At 47.6% G+C, this 19499-nt stretch carries 16 protein-coding genes; 7 read left to right on the top strand and 9 right to left on the bottom strand.

The genetic code is table 11. The features are described 5' to 3' along the window. Positions 1-30 precede the first annotated feature (30 nt). The 5 genes from NYE54_RS16490 to NYE54_RS16470 all read right to left on the bottom strand — a co-directional run bounded on the left by NYE54_RS16490 (position 31) and on the right by NYE54_RS16470 (position 6913). Positions 31-903 (bottom strand): sugar phosphate isomerase/epimerase family protein, encoded by an 873-nt coding sequence (locus NYE54_RS16490; RefSeq protein ID WP_339273268.1) that lies wholly within the window; start codon positions 901-903, stop codon positions 31-33. Positions 904-918: 15 nt separating this feature from the next. After that, positions 919-2589 carry an ABC transporter substrate-binding protein gene (locus NYE54_RS16485; protein WP_339273266.1) on the bottom strand — a complete coding sequence of 557 codons (1671 nt, stop codon included), beginning with the start codon at positions 2587-2589 and terminating at the stop codon, positions 919-921. Between the two features lie 30 nt (positions 2590-2619). Further along, positions 2620-3516, bottom strand: coding sequence for a carbohydrate ABC transporter permease (locus NYE54_RS16480; protein ID WP_076323443.1), 897 nt, complete (start codon positions 3514-3516; stop codon positions 2620-2622). 16 nt (positions 3517-3532) lie between these two features. After that, complete coding sequence (locus tag NYE54_RS16475) at positions 3533-4405, bottom strand: ABC transporter permease subunit (protein WP_339273265.1); 873 nt, start codon at positions 4403-4405, stop codon at positions 3533-3535. Positions 4406-4603: 198 nt separating this feature from the next. Further along, the gene (locus NYE54_RS16470) at positions 4604-6913 is read right to left on the bottom strand and encodes a helix-turn-helix domain-containing protein (RefSeq protein ID WP_339273264.1); all 2310 of its coding nucleotides are present in this window, start codon (positions 6911-6913) and stop codon (positions 4604-4606) included. Between the two features lie 233 nt (positions 6914-7146). Here NYE54_RS16470 and NYE54_RS16465 point away from each other — a divergent pair, with 233 nt between their 5' ends. From NYE54_RS16465 to NYE54_RS16450, 4 genes are all read left to right on the top strand, one after another. Next, positions 7147-8343, top strand: coding sequence for a cytochrome P450 (locus NYE54_RS16465; protein ID WP_339273262.1), 1197 nt, complete (start codon positions 7147-7149; stop codon positions 8341-8343). A gap of 160 nt (positions 8344-8503) precedes the next feature. Next, complete coding sequence (locus NYE54_RS16460; protein WP_339273519.1) at positions 8504-8938, top strand: styrene monooxygenase/indole monooxygenase family protein; 435 nt, start codon at positions 8504-8506, stop codon at positions 8936-8938. A gap of 190 nt (positions 8939-9128) precedes the next feature. Next, positions 9129-9617: a DUF2243 domain-containing protein gene (locus NYE54_RS16455; protein WP_339273260.1), complete on the top strand. Its 489-nt coding sequence runs from the start codon at positions 9129-9131 to the stop codon at positions 9615-9617. Between the two features lie 40 nt (positions 9618-9657). After that, on the top strand, positions 9658-10449 hold the full coding sequence (locus NYE54_RS16450; RefSeq protein WP_339273517.1) for a cytochrome c oxidase assembly protein: 792 nt from the start codon (positions 9658-9660) through the stop codon (positions 10447-10449). Here NYE54_RS16450 and NYE54_RS16445 read toward each other — a convergent pair. The 4 genes from NYE54_RS16445 to NYE54_RS16430 form a co-directional block, all read right to left on the bottom strand. Continuing rightward, the gene (locus NYE54_RS16445; RefSeq protein ID WP_339273515.1) at positions 10446-11369 is read right to left on the bottom strand and encodes a VanW family protein; all 924 of its coding nucleotides are present in this window, start codon (positions 11367-11369) and stop codon (positions 10446-10448) included. The two genes, NYE54_RS16450 and NYE54_RS16445, sit on opposite strands and share 4 nt — an antisense overlap. 185 nt (positions 11370-11554) lie before the next feature. Next, positions 11555-12805, bottom strand: coding sequence for a multidrug effflux MFS transporter (locus NYE54_RS16440; RefSeq protein WP_339273259.1), 1251 nt, complete (start codon positions 12803-12805; stop codon positions 11555-11557). 127 nt (positions 12806-12932) lie between these two features. Continuing rightward, the gene (locus NYE54_RS16435) at positions 12933-14495 is read right to left on the bottom strand and encodes an ATP-binding protein (RefSeq protein WP_339273257.1); all 1563 of its coding nucleotides are present in this window, start codon (positions 14493-14495) and stop codon (positions 12933-12935) included. A 172-nt stretch (positions 14496-14667) separates the two neighbouring features. Then, positions 14668-15450 (bottom strand): DUF3889 domain-containing protein, encoded by a 783-nt coding sequence (locus NYE54_RS16430; RefSeq protein ID WP_339273256.1) that lies wholly within the window; start codon positions 15448-15450, stop codon positions 14668-14670. 168 nt (positions 15451-15618) lie between these two features. Here NYE54_RS16430 and NYE54_RS16425 point away from each other — a divergent pair, with 168 nt between their 5' ends. From NYE54_RS16425 to NYE54_RS16415, 3 genes are read left to right on the top strand one after another with little or no spacing between them, the layout of a single operon-like run. Continuing rightward, positions 15619-17118: a spore germination protein gene (locus NYE54_RS16425; protein WP_339273255.1), complete on the top strand. Its 1500-nt coding sequence runs from the start codon at positions 15619-15621 to the stop codon at positions 17116-17118. Positions 17119-17124: 6 nt separating this feature from the next. Next, entirely contained in the window at positions 17125-18201 is a 1077-nt protein-coding gene (locus tag NYE54_RS16420) for a GerAB/ArcD/ProY family transporter (RefSeq protein WP_339273254.1), read from the top strand. Between the two features lie 6 nt (positions 18202-18207). Further along, positions 18208-19314 carry a Ger(x)C family spore germination protein gene (locus NYE54_RS16415; protein WP_339273253.1) on the top strand — a complete coding sequence of 369 codons (1107 nt, stop codon included), beginning with the start codon at positions 18208-18210 and terminating at the stop codon, positions 19312-19314. Positions 19315-19499 lie beyond the last annotated feature (185 nt).

The following is a 19499-nucleotide window of genomic DNA, read 5'->3' as shown; positions in this document are numbered from 1 at the left end:
ATGAGCATATAATTTCCGTAACGCAACCACCTATGCTTCATCCCATAACCGCTTCAGATTGTCCAGACCCAGCCGGGTTCCTTCCCGGCACTCCTCCATGCCCTCAAATTCCAGCGTAATATCTCCGTCATAACCTTCAGTCTTAATGAGACGCAGAATCCGGCGAACATCGATATCACCCTGGCCGAAGATCGAGCCTCGAAGGTAATTGCCGTGTGATGTTCTGAACCATTTCCCCCCACCCGGGTCCTGATCAAACGGACGATAATAGAAGTCTTTCACATGGATGAGCGAGGCAAACGGTAAATTTCGTTTCACACCAACAAGCGGCTGCTCGTCAACGCATAGGAAGTTCCCGATATCCAGCGTCGTCTTGAAGTTCAGGCGGTCGACCGCCTGAAGCACACGCTGTACACGATCGCTCGCCTGTACGCTCACGCCATGGTTCTCGATTGTTGTCGTAATACCATAAAAGTCTGCGTAATCTGCTATGAGCCGACATCCTTCCACAATCATATCCAGATGGGTTTCCACATAATCAATGCCCATCTTCTCCGGCGGCAGCGTGAACGCCGTCACGTCATGACGCATATGCTTCATTCCTAACCGATTCACCGTATCCACATGGCGCTTGATCCGCTCAACCTCGACATCGAAGGCGTCCCGGCTCTCCTGGACAAAATTAGCGGGCATCGAATAGTTGGATAACGCGATGCCGACTTTCGCCGCCCGCTCACGCACCGCATCGGCAAGCCCGGGATTGTCCTCCAGCGTAAATCCGTAGGGCACGATCTCCATGTGCTGACCGCCGTTCTCCGCGATCCAATCCACCACATCCAGCACCGTCATCTCTCCTGCACGGATAGCGGGCAGCAAACTGTAGGTGCTTACGCCAACTCTCATCCTGCAATCCCTCCTTTATTTGCTTCTTCCATCATACGCTTCCTGATAAATTTCCAGATAGCGCGCTACGTTCATTGCTTCCAATTGCTTAACGTAACCATCCCAGTCCTTATCCAGATCGGCATCGCCGATCACGAAGCGGGCCATCATTTCGTCAACATAATCATTGATCGTCTTGGACAGATCCGCTACCTCGGACGCCTGCTCGTTCGTTAGAAATAACGGCGGCACGGTGCTGACATCCGTAGGTTTGTAAGGTTCGTATTTATTTTTCGTTTCATTGTACAGAATGACTTCTAGATCGTCGTCTCCTTTGGCAACGGCGCTCAGGCGGAAATCATTCGTCCGCAGACTCGGACCGGTTTGAATCCAGGCTATATTCTGTACCGTGCCGTAAGACTTCAGCTCTGACCAGACCGCGGGCTCTCCGTTGATGCCGATCTCTCCGTCCTTTGCTTCCCGCCATTCCTCGTCCGGGCGACCATACACGCTTCGCAGCGTATGCTCCCGTTCGTACAGCCCATCCGCCCATCGCAGGGCAAGCTCAGGATGCTTGGCCTTCTTCGTGATGACAAAGGCACCCGGATTCAATCCGGTGGAATCCAGAGCAGCATAGCGAACTCCGTTCGGTCCTTTGAGCGGCGGTACCGTCTTATATTCCAACCATCTTCCGCTTTCGCCGAGGAGTTGGGTAAATATACCCTGGTGCCCGCCGGTTGAAGCGCCAAGAAGTACGTTATCGGGGTTCTCGCCGATCTGGATCAGCTGATTGTCATCCTGCGTGAATGACTCCGGAGCGAGCAGCCCCTCAGCGTACAGCTTATTCATGTACCGCAAGCCTTCCCTCCACTCCGGTTTGTTGAAGGCGACGTCAAGCTTATCGTCTTTTATGAATATATGCTTGTAACTTGAGCCGTAAACCGGATTATAGATGAAGGAGTTCAACAGGAACGCATCAATGGAAGAGCTCCAGGATTTCGGTGAAATCGACAACGGAATTTCATCCTGGACGCCATTCCCGTTCGGGTCTTGTTCTTTAAAAGCTTTCAGCACCTCGTACAACTCATCCGTGGTTTCCGGCATCTCCAAATTGAGTTTCTTCAGCCAAGGCTCGTATATCCACATTTTCTGGCTCATGGAACAGTGGTAGCATTCATTCACTTCCGGAAGCGCATAAATATTGCCGTCCAGCGCCGTTATTGTGGATTGGATCTCCGGGTTATTCTGGAATATTTTCTTCGTATTCGGCCCCTGCTTCTCAATCAAATCATTCAACGGAAGAAAGGCGCCTTGCGAGCCGTATATCATCTGCTGCGCCGGCGAAATATTTAAACCCATAATGACGTCGGGATAATCCTCGCTGGCAAGAACGAGATTCAGCTTCTCCTGCATGCTCTGCTCCGGAACGACCTCCCACTCGATGTGCACATTCGTTTTTTCTTCATACCATTTGGTGAATTCATTCGTTTCGAAATTCTCGACCAGCGGATTTCCCCGCACCATCACCTTTAACGTGGTTTTCTCTTGAACCAGCGGATAGGTCCCCGGTGCGGATAAGGCGATTGGCTCGGTACCCGCATTTGGCGTCTCATCCGAGCCCTTCGGGCTCTGTGAACCCGTACAACCTGCAAGAAGGATACTGAATGCGGTGAATGCCCCCATGATCACCCGTGTTCTTTTTCTCATAACGTCCCGCCCTCCTGAAATATGGATGTTTTATCCCTTTAATGATCCGATCATGACCCCTTTGACAAAAAATTTCTGCAAAAACGGATATACGATCAACAGCGGTACCGAGGTCACCACGATCAGCGAATATTTCAGCAGCTCCCGCAGCCCTTGCCGGGCCGCAGCGGTTTTGGCATCGCCGAGCATTTCGATATTCACCTCGTTCTGCACCAGAATATCGCGAAGCACGAGCTGGAGCGGGTACAAATCCGCGCTCTTCAAATAAATCATCGCGTTGAAATATTGATTCCAGTGTCCAACGGCATAGAACAAGGCAATGACAGCCAAGATCGGACCCGAAAGAGGCAGCACGATGCGCCACAGGAAGCGAAAATCCGTACAGCCGTCCAGCTGTGAAGCCTCCAGCAGTTCCTGCGGGATGGTCGTCTGGAAATACGTGCGCATGATGATGACATTCCACACCGACAGCGCCCCCGGAATCAGCATCGACCATATCGTGTCAATCATGCCGAGATCCTTCACCAGCAGGTAGGTCGGGATCAACCCTCCATTAAACAGCATCGTGAACACGAACAGCAGCATGAACATGTTTCTACCCCGAAAATCTTTGCGTGACAACGGGTATGCTGCCATGACGGACAGAATGAGATTGATCATCGTGCCTGCCAGCGTATAGAACAGCGTGTTCATAAAGCCTTTGGCAACCATCGTATTTTTGAATACCGCACGGTAGCCTTCGAGGGTCGGTTCGACGGGCCACAGCCATACCTTTCCCGACAAGACCGCGCTGCTGGAACTGAATGAGGCGCTGACTACATATATCAGCGGATACAACACAATGATTAGGAAAACGGATAACATCGCGTAGTTGACCACCGTAAAAACGCGATCCGAGCCGGATTCCTTCATGGCAGGTGATTGCATACAAGTCCCCCCTTCCTTACCATAGACTCTCCTGCTTCAGCTTTTTGGCCGTTTGATTCACGATCAACAGCAGCACGAAACCGATGATCGCTTTAAACAACCCAATCGCCGTGGCATATGAAAAATTCATTGCTTGGGATACCAATCCCACCTTGTACACGTACGTGTCAATGACTTCGGATGAACGCAAATTCAGTGCATTCTGCATTAACAGAATTTTTTCGAAGCCGGTCTCGAGCATTTGCCCCGTATTCAGAATGAGTAAAATCATGGCGATGGGCATGATGCCCGGGAGATCAATGTGGCGCATCCGCTGCATCTTCGTGGCTCCATCCATGACGGCTGCTTCATGGAGAGCCGGATCAATCCCTGAAAGCGTTGCCAAAAAAATGATGCAGGAAAACCCGACATTCTGCCAAATATGGGACCATACATAAATCGACTGAAACCAGGAGGCCTCCGCCATGAAATGAAACGGACCCAGGCCGATCCAGCCGAGCATCGTATTGATGAGTCCCGTTCTTGGATCCATAAACTGCAGCATCAAGCCCACCAGCACGACCAGAGAGATGAAATAAGGCGCGTATGTAACCATTTGGACGGTGTTCTTGAAGCGCCGGTTCCTTACATAATTCAGTCCAAGCGCAAGCATAATGGGAAACGGGAAACTGGCTATCAGTGTGTACAAGCTGATGGAGAACGTATTCTTCAGCAATCGCCAGAATTCATGCGATTCAAAGAAGCGTTCGAACTGGGTAAATCCTACCCATGGACTTCCGTTGATCCCCTTCGTGACGTTGAACTCTTTAAACGCAATTTGCGCGCCGTACATCGGCACATACTTGAAAATAATGATGTACAGCAGCGGAAGAAAAAAAAGCGCATACAACTGCCAGCTACGGATGATGCTCTTCCAGCCACTCAGCGGCTACCACTCCAATCTTCAATGGATTCGTCCCGGGTGCGGTCCGTGATTGGAGTATATACAGCTGCGTGGATCAGCGTAAATCTTCATGTTCCCGGTCGATTATTCAGAATTTTAGAATGGGCTGTTATTCATCAATCATGCACTGTGCATTTCTTTAGATTAAGCATGTTCTTCTGCGCGTTGAAGACGTCTATACTCGGTCGCGCTAATGCCGTTTACCCGTTTAAACGCACGGCTGAAGGTGTTGAGTGAGAGATAGCCAACAGAAGCAGCAATGTCACTTACCGGCCTGTCGCTTGACGCCAATTCCCGCTTCGCCTCATCCATTCGGAGTTGCTCCAGATAGTCCGAGAAATTCAAGCCTGTTTGCTCCTTAAAGAAGTAAGATACATAAGCCTCAGAGGTGCGTGTTTCCCGGGCGAGCGCGGTTAAACTCAAATCACTTTCCCCATAGTGCCTCTCGATATAGGTAAGCAGTCGGCTCGTTAAATGGTCATTATGGCTCTTCTTCCTCTCCTCGTTTTTCCGACAGAGCCGAATAAAAGCAGCATAGAGTATGTTCATGGCTTCGGCTGGGGGCAGAACCGGATTTAATGCTCGGATGACGGCTTCCATTTCCTCCGTTCTGCCGCTTCCATCTTTCCCTGTGGGTTCGCAGCATTTCATTAAGGTACCGCTAAGTTCCTGGGCAAGGAGCTTCTCCACGGCCATCGGCAATTGCCGCTCCGACCTGTTCTTCTCCTTGATCTGCAGCAGCAACTGCTGCGTCTCATCCACATTGCCTGCCTTTACAAGCTGGATCAACCTCATCTCTTCATCGGCCGGGTAATAATAGGAGAAGGCCGGCGTTTCCATCTCAGCATGATATAAGATAGGAGCCTTCTCGCTCCATCCTGCATGATGAAGCACAAACCTGGCCTCCCCGTAGGAACGGTATAACTCAGCAATGCTGGACTGGCACTCGCCTACAGCCATATACAGGCCTGTATCTGAGATTCCGCTCAATTGCTCGTAAATTACCCGTATATTCGCTCGCATCTGTGTCATAAAATCCGCATTATCTACTGCCGTTCCCGACAGGATCAGGACCAATTGGTTTTCACCAAAATCATGCAGCAGCACCTCCTCCCCGCATAATGCTTGAAGCCGGTCGCGGAGGTTGATTTTTACAATATCGAGCTCCATCAGCATCTCTTCCATAAACGGCTCCTGATATCCCCGAATATGAAGAAGCGCAACCGCATGGTGAGATCCCCGAAGCTGGACTTGTGCGTGTTCCATGGCAGCCTCTATCTCCTGCATCGACGTGAAGCTACCCTTCAGAAGCCTGTCAACCACGACATTTCGCAGCATCGGAATCTGCTCTTCCAACCGTTCCTTTAGCGTATCATGACTTTCAATCAGCTCGGACACGGAATGTCCGATATAATCAACCGCGTTACGAGAAACCACATGTTTTGCATCCCGTGAGGATGACGGCAGAAGCTGGAGGATCTTAAGGAATGGTCTGCTGCTTCGATATGCAAAATAACCGGCGATCCCAAACCCCAGCAGAAGAGCTGTAATAAAGATCGTCAATGTCAGCTGTTTAATATAATTCACCTTTTGCAGCACCACGGATTTCGGTTGAGCGGATACATAGCTCCAGCCATTGTATTTGGACGTGGATTGCGTCACCAGCATTTCCTGTCCGCCCAATTGGATATGGGAGTAGCCCCCTCGTTTGGGAAGCGCTTTCACAATATCCGGTTCTTTCAAACCTATGGAACTGATCAAGTTGCCGTTCTGATCCGCTATGTAGGCAAAACCCTCTTGTTCCGGATCGACTTTGCGAAGCATGTCCTGAATCTGCATGTTGTTAATCAGTACAGTAACAACCCCGCTGCTCATTTTATTCCCGAAGGATTGCATATAGCTGACAACCGAGTAAGGTTTGCCTTCATACACGACCGAACGGCCCGGGGCATACGTTTTATAATGATACTGCCCAAACAGAGCTTGCTTCCACTCGCTTAATGACTGGTCGTCATAGCGCAGCTGCAAACGATAATACTGGTCCGCCGTATACACCTTACGAGGTGAAACGATCATGTTGCTGTTCCTGTAAGCAATGTAATAATCCAATATGAAATGATTGAACAATTTGTAATTAAACAAACTCTTTTCCAAATCCCATAGACGGTAAGGACCTGTTCCGACAAACGGTTCTTTCTCAAATTGAAAAGACAGCACCTTCGATTCGCTCGACATCTGTCGTGCCATGTTCTCGATTTCAGCGAATCTCTGATCCAGCGCTTCCTGGATTTGCTGCAGAGCGGCGGAGGTGCTTCTTACCGTCTCGCTTTCGATAAGACCTGCAGTCTTCCCATAAGCAAACCATCCAACCAATAGGGAGCCCACCAAAATGACAGCATACGGTATAAAAAATCGAACCAGCAGCGCTGCTTTCTCCCCGGAAACGGATTTCACCGCTTTAATCCCCCTTTCATCCCTTCAGATATGATCCAATATAACAAAGAAAACGACGTATAGTCAGTAGACCAAAAGGCACTTTTTAGAGTCAATCTTGAACACCATTCCCATCACAAGTTTGATAAAAACAATCATTTGGAGACTGTCGGCATTTCATCCGTAAATTGGTTATCTCCTTCTCCTTCCCTTATACTGGATAGGAAACTATCATTTTCGAGAGGAGACCCTATATGACAAATGCGAACGAATCTCTGAAAAATGCATTGTTTACGAAGGAATTTACCCATAACCCTTATCCTGTATACGAGAAATTGAGGCAAAGCGATCCCATACTGAATCTGCAATTTCCCGATGGACGTTTCGGCTGGCTGATCAGCAATTACGAGGAAGCTGTTGAAGCGCTCAAGGATGTCCGATTTAGTAAAGACGTCGCTAAAGCAATGGGGCAGGAACAGACTAGCGTGTTCAGCACTAATATGCTGTTCTCCGATCCGCCGGATCACAAACGGCTTCGCGGATTAGTCCAAAAGGGCTTTACTCCGCAGCGAATTGCGGATATGCGGGACCATATTCAAGAGATCGCGGACAACCTGCTGGATGCTGTCTCCTCCAAAGAAACCATAGATCTCATTGATGAATATGCGTTCAAACTTCCTATTATCGTGATAAGTGAAATCCTTGGCGTGCCTACGGAGGACCAAGACAAGTTTCGGATATGGTCCAACTCCATCATCGGCGCTTCCAACCAGGAAATGAACGAGCAAGTCGTCCAGCATATGAATGAATTTATCGCTTATTTGAAGGATTGGTTTGCCAAGGTTCGCGAACAGCCGGGCGATGATATGATCAGTCAGCTTGTCATTGCCGAGAATCAGGGTGATCGCTTATCCGAACAGGAGTTATATGGCGTCGTCACCCTGATGATCATAGCCGGTCATGAAACGACGGTAAACCTGATCGGTAATGGTGTGCTTGCCTTATTGGAGCATCCCGAACAACGCAAGCTTCTGCAGGAACAACCCGAACTCATTCATGGTGCGATTGAGGAAATGCTTCGCTACAACGGTCCCGTTGAATTCAGCACCTCCCGCTTCGCGGCGGAGGATATGGATTTTCATGGTGTTCATATGAAGAAAGGCGACTTGGTTGTCATCGCTTTGAACTCCGCTAATCGCGATGCCTCACAATTTGAGGACCCGGATATCTTTGATATTACCCGGGAGAAGAGCCAGCATTTAGCCTTTGGCAAAGGGATTCATCTCTGCCTGGGAGCTCCCCTTGCCAGACTGGAGGGTGAAATCGCAATCAACACGCTGCTCCACCGCTACCCCAACTTTGAGCTGCAACGGGACATCGATGAGCTTGAATGGAGACCGGGTATGATTGTCCGCGGTGTAAAGGAAATTCCGATTTCACTTCATGCCTAATGTGCAACAACATGAATGACTTCTTCCATGAAAAAGGCGAATCCCTAACAGGATTCGCCTTTTGACTATGTTGCAGTCTTATTGGTTACATATTAATTATTATGTAAACTAAACTTCATTATATTAACATGAATCCCTTAGTTCATATGCCGGCAATCTCATCATCGACACAACGGGAAAGACCGGGCCGCTGGCACCCTTTCCTGTAGAAACGGGACTCACTCCCTACCAAGCTCCTCAGAGAAAATGCATCGTTGGTTATTTTACCGGAGTACAGCCCGTGGAGCCTGAAGGTATTTCCATTACAGTTCTTCCTGGGAGCGGTGAAATGTTCGAGATTCCCGCTATTACCGATACAGGTCGTGCCACCATCTTATTCATTGAAGCTGTGCCTGAGGGGATATTGGATGTTTTTAAAGGCATCAAGAACTCTTCCGAATTTGTGGCACGTATGGCGAATCTAATTGAAGAGCATTTGCCTCCTATATATGAACGAATCGATATGGATCGGTTTGCACTCATCGATGAGAACGCCTTCCTTCAAACCGCGATGACCCCACCAAAGCTTATAAAGCATTTCATGGACATCCAGTAAACCAACGGTTTCGTTAAGTCAAATCCTACGATAGCGGATCCTAAATCTTAAATAAGGAATAAATCGATCCCTAGTCCAAGCTCCATGACTAGGGGTTATTGATATGGCAAAAATGGGTAAAATTAATTAGTAGAACCCTTTTAGAACGAAACACCTCAAAGTTTTCATTAAATGAAAGAAGCTGAGCCGAATGAAGTCTGCTAAAACCAAAGAAAATCAATCTCAGCGCATAAGATACTCCGCGCGTAATGTATGGTCAGGAATTTTATTCGGATTAGGTCTGGTCGGTTTTATCGATGAGGCTGTGTTCCACCAATTGCTGCACTGGCATCATTTCTACGATAAGTCTACAAGCGATATTGGACTTGTCTCCGATGGACTGTTTCACGCGTTCAGCTGGTTCGCGACCATCGGCTCTTCGTTCATGCTTGCCGATCTGCACCGCCGGCATGCGTTCTGGTTGAAACGGTGGATTGGAGGTATCCTGCTTGGAGGCGGCGCCTTCCAGCTGTATGATGGTATTATTCAGCATAAATGGATGCGGCTGCATCAGATTCGTTATAACGTAGATATCCGTCCCTACGATTGGGTCTGGAACCTGATTGCTGTGGGCATGATCCTAGTTGGTATAATTCTCATCGTGCGAACTCAAAACCGAACTCTATCCAGGGAGGCCTGACCTCATGATGAGTAACCATACGCTTGTTCATGGGGCTGGAATGTCTGGAGGCCCTGCTTCGTGGACCTCATGGGAATGGATCATGGGTGGCTTAATCTTTGCGCTTCTCATTCTTCTATATATGGTTGCTGCTGCGATCTCCAATCGAAACTACCGAAATTGGCCGCTCCATCGTTATGTTTGTTGGGTTGTGGGAATGCTTTGCATTGGTTTGTCGCTGATTGGTCCGCTAGCGCGACTCTCCACTACGAACTTTATGATCCATATGCTTGGACATCTGCTGCTCGGAATGCTGGGGCCGCTGTTGATTGCATTCTCCGCACCGATGACGCTGCTCCTCAGGTCGACTCCAGTTCCTCTTGCCAGACGGATCACTCGTTTGCTGAAGAGCAAACCGGCCCAAATCGTTGCTCATCCGGCAGCAGCGACCTTGCTGAATATCGGTGGACTATGGGTTTTGTACACAACCGGCTTATTCATGGCCATGCACCATAGCCTTTTGCTGTATATCGTCGTGCATTTCCATGTTTTTGCAGCGGGGTATTTATTTACGGTTTCTTTGCTCTATGTGGATGTGGCTCCGCATCGTCTCAGCTTTCAGACTCGTGCGATCATCCTGATGATCGCCATGGCCGGGCATGGGATACTCTCCAAATACATATATGCCTATCCGCCAGACGGCGCCTCTTCGGAACAGGCCGAGCTGGGCGGAATGCTGATGTATTACGGCGGCGACGCGATTGATCTCTTTCTAGTGTATTGGCTGTGTATGCAATGGTATAAGTCAGTACGCCCGCGACCTGCTGCATCCATGCTCCAAACCTTGGATTAATCACCGTTAACCGGATTATGATTGGTGTCACTCGTCTCCTGCGGCAGCACGTTGGATATGCTCGGTACATTACGCGGCTTATATTCAATGAGTTCAGAAGAGTAGATGGCAACGGTCATTCTCCCCCCATTACCGAATGCGCGGATGAGGATGGGCTGATTATAGGCGTTCTGAAAAACAAAATCAGGTCCTCCCCAGCTCACCGTAGCATCGCGCCCCGGCAGCACATAAGGTACGTTCCGGCTGTGAGAGTATCGCTTTACAATCTGCAAGCCTGCACGGTCAATAGCATTATACAGTGTGGAAGAGACCTGACAGATCCCTCCCCCCACCCCCTCCGATAATTCGCCTCTGACAATAACGCCAGCACGTTTGTACCCTCTGTCCACCGTTCTAATGCCAACCACCTGATTAAAAGAGAAGGTTTCTCCGGGAAACACGACTGCACTGTCAATCGCCTGAGCGGCTAACGCGATATTATGGGAACGATTTTTGTTGTTGGAATTAAAATAGGTGACATAGTAACCTATCGGCTTCACCCGAAGGGAGGCCAAAAGCTCCGTATCCACCTTCGGATAAATCGGATACCTCGGGGCTTCGACGGTAGCACCCCCAGTGCCGTACCAATAGGAATAATATTGCTCCAGCAGTTTGCGTCGATCCAGTCTATGACCATTCTGCCCGGGAATGATTTGACCATTGCTGCCAATCCGGGCGTTCCGGGCTTCCATATAGGTTTTCCGATCAAGCGCATCTACCCATTGATTGTATTTATCCATATCCAGCAATGGGAAAACATCAAGCGCATGGTCACTTCGGCTCACGCTTGCCATGACTTTGCCTTCTTGCGTTATCATTAAATCGCTGTTATCCGGTTCATCCCCTTGCAGGAGCATAAACAATAGACCAAGGGCTGACATCCATCTCAAGCTGGTTCACCTGCTTTATCGTTGTGTTTTTCTCTATTGGCGTTTACGTGATATGTCCGGTTTCGTTTACTCTCTGGTATTATGATTGCATTGCAGGTAATTCATTCAGATTGTTTTATAAACAAAAGAAACCCTCACCATGAAGTGTGGGTTTCTTTTGTATGTTATGACTTATTTTACAAGGACACTGGCGTCTCTTTCCTATGACTAAAGGGCATAACAAGGAACAAAAACGAGCTTACGGCCAGCAATTCTGCAATCCCGATGACCGTTCCCATTGGGACAGCAGTAGTTCCGTCTCCCAGGCCTACAAGTGGACTTGCGGCTGCACCTAATAACAATGGCAGTAATCCAAGAAGTGCGGACGCACTGCCTGAAGTGTGGGCTGCTTGCTTCTGCATCGCCAGTGACGTAGTCGTTGCACTGACCATGCCGACGGCAGAAACAATCAGGAACAGCATCGGTGCAATCAGCAGCAATCCGCCACCAAGCCATGTGATCGCGAACAGCGAAGTGCCGCCAAAGGCCGCAATGACAAGACCCGTTGTCAACAATTTGGTTTCCCCTGTGCGGGAGGCCAATCTGCCCGTAATTTGAGAGAACAGGACAATGCCAACCCCATTAACGGCAAAGAACAGACTGTACATTTGAGGGGATACGCCAAAGATATCCTGCAGCACGAAAGGTGACCCCGAGATATACGCAAACATCGCGGCGGATACGAACGCTTGAGAAAGCGCATAGCCGACAAATACGCGGTCCCGCACCAGCGTGCCGAAGGTACGGAATGTTTGTTTAATCCCTCCGCTTGCCCTTTTCTCCCGAGTGAGCGTTTCCGGAAGACCAAACCATACAGCGAGCAGCATCAGCAATCCAATTAGGAACAGGACGACAAAAACTCCGCGCCAAGAGACGAAATTAAGGATAAACGCCCCGAATACAGGAGCGATAATAGGTGCCAATCCATTAATCAGCATCAGCAACGTAAAAAATTTGGTCAGCTCCGAACCGGTGTATAAATCCCGGACGACAGCCCTGGATATGACGATACCGGCTGCTCCGCTTGCTCCCTGCACGAATCGAAGCGCAACCAGAACCCATATCGTTGGAGCAAACGCGCACAGCAAGGAGGTAATCGAATAAATAATCAAGGATATAATAAGTGGTGCTTTTCTCCCCCGGATATCGCTGAGCGGGCCTGCTACAAGCTGTCCCAGAGCAAGACCAAGTAAAAATGCCGTCAGGCTTAATTGGGCCAACGATGCTGGAGATCCCAAACTTTCGGAGAGCTTCGGCAGTGCAGGTAAATACATATCAACGGAAAGTGGCCCGAAAGCCGAAAGAGATCCGAGAATCAAGGCAAACTGAAGCCTCTTCCTGCGAGTTAGAACCATGGCTGAACCGGCTTCATTTGTGGACATCGACATACGATCTGTTACTTCCTTTCCTGCAACACATTGATGCATGAGTAATAAAATTTTAGCAAACCATCTTGGATTGCTAAATAGCTATCCTATCATAGGATATATTTCGGTAGATTGCCATCCATTTTTTCTAAGCGAGTGGAATCCGCAGGGTAAACGTCGTGCCAATCCCTAGCTCACTGTGCACCGTTATTCTGCCCCCATGGTCCTCCACAATTTTTTGACACAACGACAGCCCAAGGCCGGTTCCTTCTTCTTTGGTTGTATAAAACGGGTCAAATATCTTGGCCAGATTTTCATCGGCAATGCCTTTTCCGGTGTCCTGAATTTCCACGACAGCCATTCGTTCTTCCGCTCTGAGCGAGATTCTGACGGAGCCGGTGTGCTCCATCGCTTGAAAGGAATTACGGATCAGGTTAATCAGCACCTGGATGATCTTATCACGATCCATGACGATCTGGATCGGTTCATCGCTTACATCCAGCATAAATAAATGTCCATGTGAAGCGGCTTCGGATTCACACAACGAATAGACTCGTGTCATACAGTCCATAAGGGATTCTACCCTCATATTGCTGGCATGGGGTTTTGAGAAGTGTAGAAATTCTGCCGTCAGCTCCCCTACCCGCGTAATCTCCCCCATTATGACTTCATACCAGGGCTGAATGTTATAACTTTGATTTTTGGAGAGTTGAATAAACCCTTTAATGGAGGTAAGGGGATTTCGAATCTCATGGGCCATCCCGGCTGCCAACTCCCCCACCATCTTCATCTTTTCCGTCCGGATCATCTCCTCCTGGCTTCTCATCCAGGAATTACGCCGCATTTGAAATATCCTGTCTTCTGCCGTGCTGATCATCTCTTGATAAGTTAAGGCTTCATGCGGGTAACAAGTGATGCTATAGGTCACCTGTACGCCGATATTTTCAAATTTGAACATGCTGCTGTCGATGTTGACATGCTCGGGCAGCAGTATGGCAAAGCGGTCTCCCGCATATCGGGAGGCTGCCAGCATATCGTTTCGGAACAGTTTGCGCACTGCCCGTGAGAAACTGATTAGAATCTCATTGGCTGTGGAGATGTCCTTGGCATTTAACGATTTGAAGTTGTTGATGTCCAGTAACACCAACTGAAAGGGCTTATTCACCTCAATGAGATGCTGAACTTTATGCAAATATCCATCATAATTCAGAAGTCCCGTCAAGGGATCATGATAGGTCAGGTAATCGTTTTGCTTATATAATTTCTTCTTTTCCGATTCGAGAAAGTTAACAAAATGAAAGGAAATCACGACGACAAAGGATGCTAAGCAATCAAACACCGAAACCAGAATATTGTACTTTGTAAAAGGCACGTAAGTCAGACGAATAATAGAATATTGAAGTACCATAAGGAGGCACAGCGGCATCGTTTCTATGAAACGCTCCTTTTTATGAATGAGATTGATGATAAGTATGTAATACAGCAAGATACACCAATTCAATTGGCTAACATAATGAAACGCCCCGAGAAAGAGAAATTGAAGAATGCGAAGCCATTCGAACTTTCGATCCAAAATGACGGATGCATACAGTAACGATGCCGTGAGCAGCATCCAAGGGATTGACGTTTGATATCCAAGATAAACCGACGACACCATGATAAAAACCGATATCAAGGGAACAAATAGGAGCTTAAGTACTATAAACGACAAAGCGAATCACTCCTAAATCACTATTACTGGCGCAAAATGTAGAAATCACGGAGGCAAGTTTCACCAAATATGGTACACCATATATAAGCGTCTGAACAGCAGGAAAACACCACTTTCAAAAACAGCAAACGTGAATCTCTTTCTGAAAATCGTGTTTGTGCCTGCTAACCAGCTAGAATTCCTCGTATCGAATCGATATGAACTGATGGGTTGTCGGGTGAAACGCAACGGTTACGTATACGCCGAATTCACGAGCGCCTTTCTTAAGCCATAGCTTAAATTTCTCCTCCGCCATCTCATTGGATATCGTAGTTTTTCCCATATAGAGGTAGTCGACGACATCCATATTGTATTTACGCTTCGTTTCCGTCACGGCGAGCGTTCCCCACATAGCGTAAACAGGGTCCTTACTGTTCATGGCTTGGGTCAGGGACTCTGCAATTTCTGTCAATTCCTGCTGACTGATTTTCGACGAAGCGCGATTTGCAGCAGTTAAAAGGTATTGCCAGTTCCCCTTTTCGAATACTAACAGTTGAAGCGTATTGATCGGTCCCTTGTAAAACTTTGCAGTCGTATGATCTGCCAGCTCCGATTCTTGAAATGATAGATGCTTCAGCTGCTGTTTATTCTCCAGCGGATATAACTCGATCTTGTAGTCATGTTCAGGTTTATATCGGTTCTGATAGTGAACCTCCAAATGCTCGTCCAATCCGCCTTCCATGTCATAACAGCGGCCATACTGATGCGTGAAAGCTACGGACGGCAATTGAGGTGGTAAGAAGAGGGCTGTACCGAAATGTTTCTCACAGGCCCTTAAAGCTTCCTCTACAAGCTCACCGCCGGATTCAAATATGGCTTGCTGATCATAGGAATCCGAAAGTTTTTTTATACCTTGTTCATAACCAGGGCTTAACCCAAACGATAAAACACCGGCTAATACGATGCTGCCCAGCATATTAAACCTCCTCGTTACACCTCTAGATGATCTAGCGTTCGTCTGTCAAGCCTAAGATCCCCGCTTACATTCTTCTTCATTCGACATGGGATTCGTTGGATAAATCCAGCGCAAAGTACACACACTGTGACAGACTATGCAGGAAATCCGAGGTGAAAAGGCGTGGGGATGAAACAGAAATTAAAATCCATCTTTCTGGTTAGCCATGAGTATTCAGAAGAAGGCCAAACTCACGAAAATCAGCAAGATCCTAACCCCCAGGAAGATGATAGGCTGACGCTGCAGCATATCATCGACCAATTTGATCATGCCGCCGATTTTGTCCATAAAACCTATCATAATGAACGTTTGCATGTACTGTATTTCAGTCATTTAGTCAATGAGGATCGACTGGAGCGTGATCTCCTTCCTCCTTTATTGAATTCCGATACACCGCTAGAACCGTTGACGCAGCAATCCCAGTATGAGCATGTGACGGATACTAAAAAATGCGTGGAGAGCATTCTTGACGGCATGGCTCTATTCTTTTATGAGGACAAAGCATACCTGATCGATGTTATTTTCCCAATATCACGTACGGTTGCTGAGTCCGAAACGGAATCCATCATTATCGGGCCGCACGAGGCTTTTACCGAACAAGCTTATACAAATCTGTCGTTGATCCGGAAGCGAGTTCAGAGTTCTCATCTCAAAGTCATTAAATTGTCCGTTGGTGAAGTAAGCAAATCTGATGTCTATGTTCTTTACATCCAAGACATCGCAAATGAGAACTACGTAAAAGAAGTGATAAAGCGAATTGAGGATATCGAAATCGATGCTATCCATGATGCGAACATGCTGATTCAGTGCATTGATGATGATCCGTATTCGATCTTTGCACAATTTCTGACCACCGAGCGGCCGGATACGATCGCATCGAAGCTGGTTTCGGGTCGTATCGTGGGAATTATGGACGGAAGCCCCACTGCCTTCAGCGCCCCGGTCAACTTTTTTGAATTCTTCTCATCCTCCGATGATTATTACCAACGGTGGAGCATAGGCACGGCATCCTTGTTCTTGAGGTTTGCAGCGCTCCTGATTACGGTGACGTTGACAGCCCTTTACGTATCAGTGACCTCCTTTCACTATGAAATGATTCCGGAAAATCTTATCTTGACACTGACAGAGTCCAGAAGTAAAGTGCCTTTCCCCCCGATTTTTGAAGCGTTGCTGATGGAGACTACCATAGAGCTATTGCGGGAGGCCGGGGCGAGACTGCCTACCAAGATCGGTCAAACCATTGGTATCGTAGGCGGTATCGTTATAGGACAAGCTGCTGTGCAAGCAGGATTAACAAGTAACATTCTAATCATTGCCGTCGCCTCTTCGGCGATTGCCTCCTTTGTTATTCCCAACTATGTGATGAGTGCATCCTTTCGCCTGTTCCGTTTCGCACTTATTGTAATGGCTGGATTATGGGGAAATATGGGATTGGCTCTTGGATTGGCCTATATAGTCATTCACTTAAGTGGTTTGACGAGTGTCGGCGCCTCCTACTTATCACCCATTGCTCCCTTTGAGCCCTATGATTGGAAAGACGTATTCATGAGACTGCCTTTTTCCGCATTGGCCAAGCGGCCAACCCAAGTCAAAGCCAGAAACAAAGTGAAGTTAAAAATGAAGAGGTGAGGACAATTGAAAGAAAAACTCTCCCAGTTTCATACCGCGATCCTAATCTATATGATTCAAACGGGTGTATATGTATTCAGCATTACCCAGGTCGAAGCCAAATATTTTGGTACGAACGGTTGGCTTATCACCATCCCGGTTTCCCTTCTGGTCTGTCTGAATATTTACATGATGTATTGGGTGTACCGGCTGGGCAAAGGACAGTCGATCTTCGTCATATTGGAGAAAAGCATTCCCAAGTTCATTCTAACCCCCTTCTATCTGGCAATCAGTACGGTATGGGCGCTGATCGGCTGTCTCGTCGCCAAGGAGTATGTACTGATCTTTCAGATGTTCGCGTTTCCGACAACCAACCCTATGGTGTTCAAGATTGCGATCGATGTTCTTGCATTTATACTGCTGACCAAAGGGCTATATAACATTTCCAAGGCTTCGACCGTTTTCTTCTGGAGCACCATCTGGATGAGCTTGCTTTTGCTTTATTATGTAGGGGAATTCAGAATAGAGAGATTAACCCCCTATATTTTTAAAGACAGTTACAGCATGACCGAAGGTCTTTTTCAAATTTATTTGGCATACTTGGGTTATGAGCTGTGCTTACTTTTGATTCCCTATACCGATAAGAAGACCAAACTGTTCAGGGCGGTATTCTATGGAAATTTAATTCGTACGGTATCCTATACGCTCTCGGGCTTTGTTACGTTTGGTGTAATTGGCTCGGATATGCTTAAGGTCATGTTGTTCCCGTTACTGGATCTTCTGGCTTACATCAAGCTTCCATTCATTGAGCGAATCGAGAACCTTTTCTACGGCTTCTTCCTGTTTACAACCATTATCACCCTAGTCCTTTACTTCTGGGCGGCTGGCGAAAGCACCCAAAGAGTCTTCCCGAAGATCAAAATCAATGTACACTATTTCTTTATCATTTTAGTTGCTTTGCTCATCTCCTACATTCCAACCGTATTGAACACGATCAGGGAATGGCTTATGTATCTGGGATACATCCAGATAGGGTTTGCCTACATAATGCCGTTGATATTAATTCTTCTGCTGCTATGGCAGCGGCGCAAAAAGGCAGTGTGATGTGATATGTTAAAAAAATGTACGTGTTTGCTCCTCCTACTGTGTATCCTCCCTATATTCGGCTGCGGGGATCAACGCATTTTGGAAGATCTGGGATTCATCCAAACGACCAGCTATGATATGCTCCCGAATGGCGAGTTAAGCTTCTCGGTCTCCATACCCCAAGCGGATCCGGAGACTTCCGCTAAGCGCGAAGTGCTGATAGCAACAGCCAAGAGCAGCAAGGAAGCGAGAATGATCATGTCCAGACAAACGGGGATGTTGCTGGTGAGTGGACAATTGCGTAATGTGCTGTTCGGTATTTCGTTGGCGGAAAACGGACTGCACGGTCATCTGGATACCTTGTTTCGGGATCCTTCCATCTCTTCACAGGTAAAAATCAGCGTGGTTGAAGGCAGTGCAGGCGAATTGCTGATTGACGATTACAAGCAGCACCCGCGGACCGGCCGATATATCGATATGTTGCTTGAGAAGGAAGCACTCGGACAAACCATTCCAAAGGTCACGTTATTTAACTTCGCCAGGGATTTTTTTGATCAAGGCGTAGACCCTGTTGCTCCGATTATTAAGAAGCATGGGAACAATTATATCACCACGAATGGCATCGCCTTGTTTAGAGACGATCGTTATGTTACGAAGATCGAACCTCAGGACGCATTGGTTTTCGCTTTTCTAAAAAGCAAATTCAGAGAAGGCCAAATTAGTATTGATCTGACGGAGATTAACGGCAAGAAGGAAAACGTCATGTTCAGTTCATTGATCAGCACACGAAAAGTCAAGGTTACCCGCGGAGTTCAAGGCGTTGAGAAGGTTACGTATCATGTGAAGGTTACCGGCTCTGTTCTGGAATACATCGGAGATGCTAGGTTAAATAACGCCCGGGAACGGCGCGAGCTGGAGCAGCGAATCAGTCAATATATTTCAAAAAAAGGCGATGCCATGATTGCGTTGATGAAAAAACATCAGGTGGATAATCTCGGAATCGGCACATATGTTCGAAATCGGGTTGGCTATGAACAATGGAAAAAAATGAACTGGCGGCAGGAGCTTCAAAAAATTCCGGTGGAATGCTTGTTTGATGTGCACATTAAAGATTACGGAAAGTTTCGGTAATATGGGAATGGGCAGTGTCACTACCTTTGTTGGGTGAGGACCGGGCCTCCTACGGGAATACTGAATAATTGTGCTTTTCGGGGTATGGAATTAGCAGCAGATCAACATAAAAACCATGAGCTGCTTGGTATGCGGCTCATGGTTTTGCTTCTAAAGTGTTATACATCCCAATGGTTTACTTCTCC

Origin of the sequence: Paenibacillus sp. FSL K6-1330, assembly GCF_037976825.1 — a bacterium.
Taxonomy (GTDB): domain Bacteria; phylum Bacillota; class Bacilli; order Paenibacillales; family Paenibacillaceae; genus Paenibacillus_AQ.
The sequence above is the reverse complement of the archived record's forward strand: the minus strand, read 5'-3'. Positions and strand labels throughout refer to the sequence as shown.

Bases quoted from the DNA above. Each gene is read 5' to 3' on its own strand.
- NYE54_RS16490 (WP_339273268.1), bottom strand. From the start codon at position 903: ATGAGAGTTGGCGTAAGCACCTACAGTTTGCTGCCCGCTATCCGTGCA.
- NYE54_RS16485 (WP_339273266.1), bottom strand. From the start codon at position 2,589: ATGAGAAAAAGAACACGGGTGATCATGGGGGCATTCACCGCATTCAGT.
- NYE54_RS16480 (WP_076323443.1), bottom strand. From the start codon at position 3,516: ATGCAATCACCTGCCATGAAGGAATCCGGCTCGGATCGCGTTTTTACG.
- NYE54_RS16465 (WP_339273262.1), top strand. From the start codon at position 7,147: ATGACAAATGCGAACGAATCTCTGAAAAATGCATTGTTTACGAAGGAA.
- NYE54_RS16455 (WP_339273260.1), top strand. From the start codon at position 9,129: ATGAAGTCTGCTAAAACCAAAGAAAATCAATCTCAGCGCATAAGATAC.
- NYE54_RS16450 (WP_339273517.1), top strand. From the start codon at position 9,658: ATGTCTGGAGGCCCTGCTTCGTGGACCTCATGGGAATGGATCATGGGT.
- NYE54_RS16445 (WP_339273515.1), bottom strand. From the start codon at position 11,369: ATGTCAGCCCTTGGTCTATTGTTTATGCTCCTGCAAGGGGATGAACCG.
- NYE54_RS16440 (WP_339273259.1), bottom strand. From the start codon at position 12,805: ATGTCGATGTCCACAAATGAAGCCGGTTCAGCCATGGTTCTAACTCGC.
- NYE54_RS16430 (WP_339273256.1), bottom strand. From the start codon at position 15,450: ATGCTGGGCAGCATCGTATTAGCCGGTGTTTTATCGTTTGGGTTAAGC.
- NYE54_RS16425 (WP_339273255.1), top strand. From the start codon at position 15,619: ATGAAACAGAAATTAAAATCCATCTTTCTGGTTAGCCATGAGTATTCA.
- NYE54_RS16415 (WP_339273253.1), top strand. From the start codon at position 18,208: ATGTTAAAAAAATGTACGTGTTTGCTCCTCCTACTGTGTATCCTCCCT.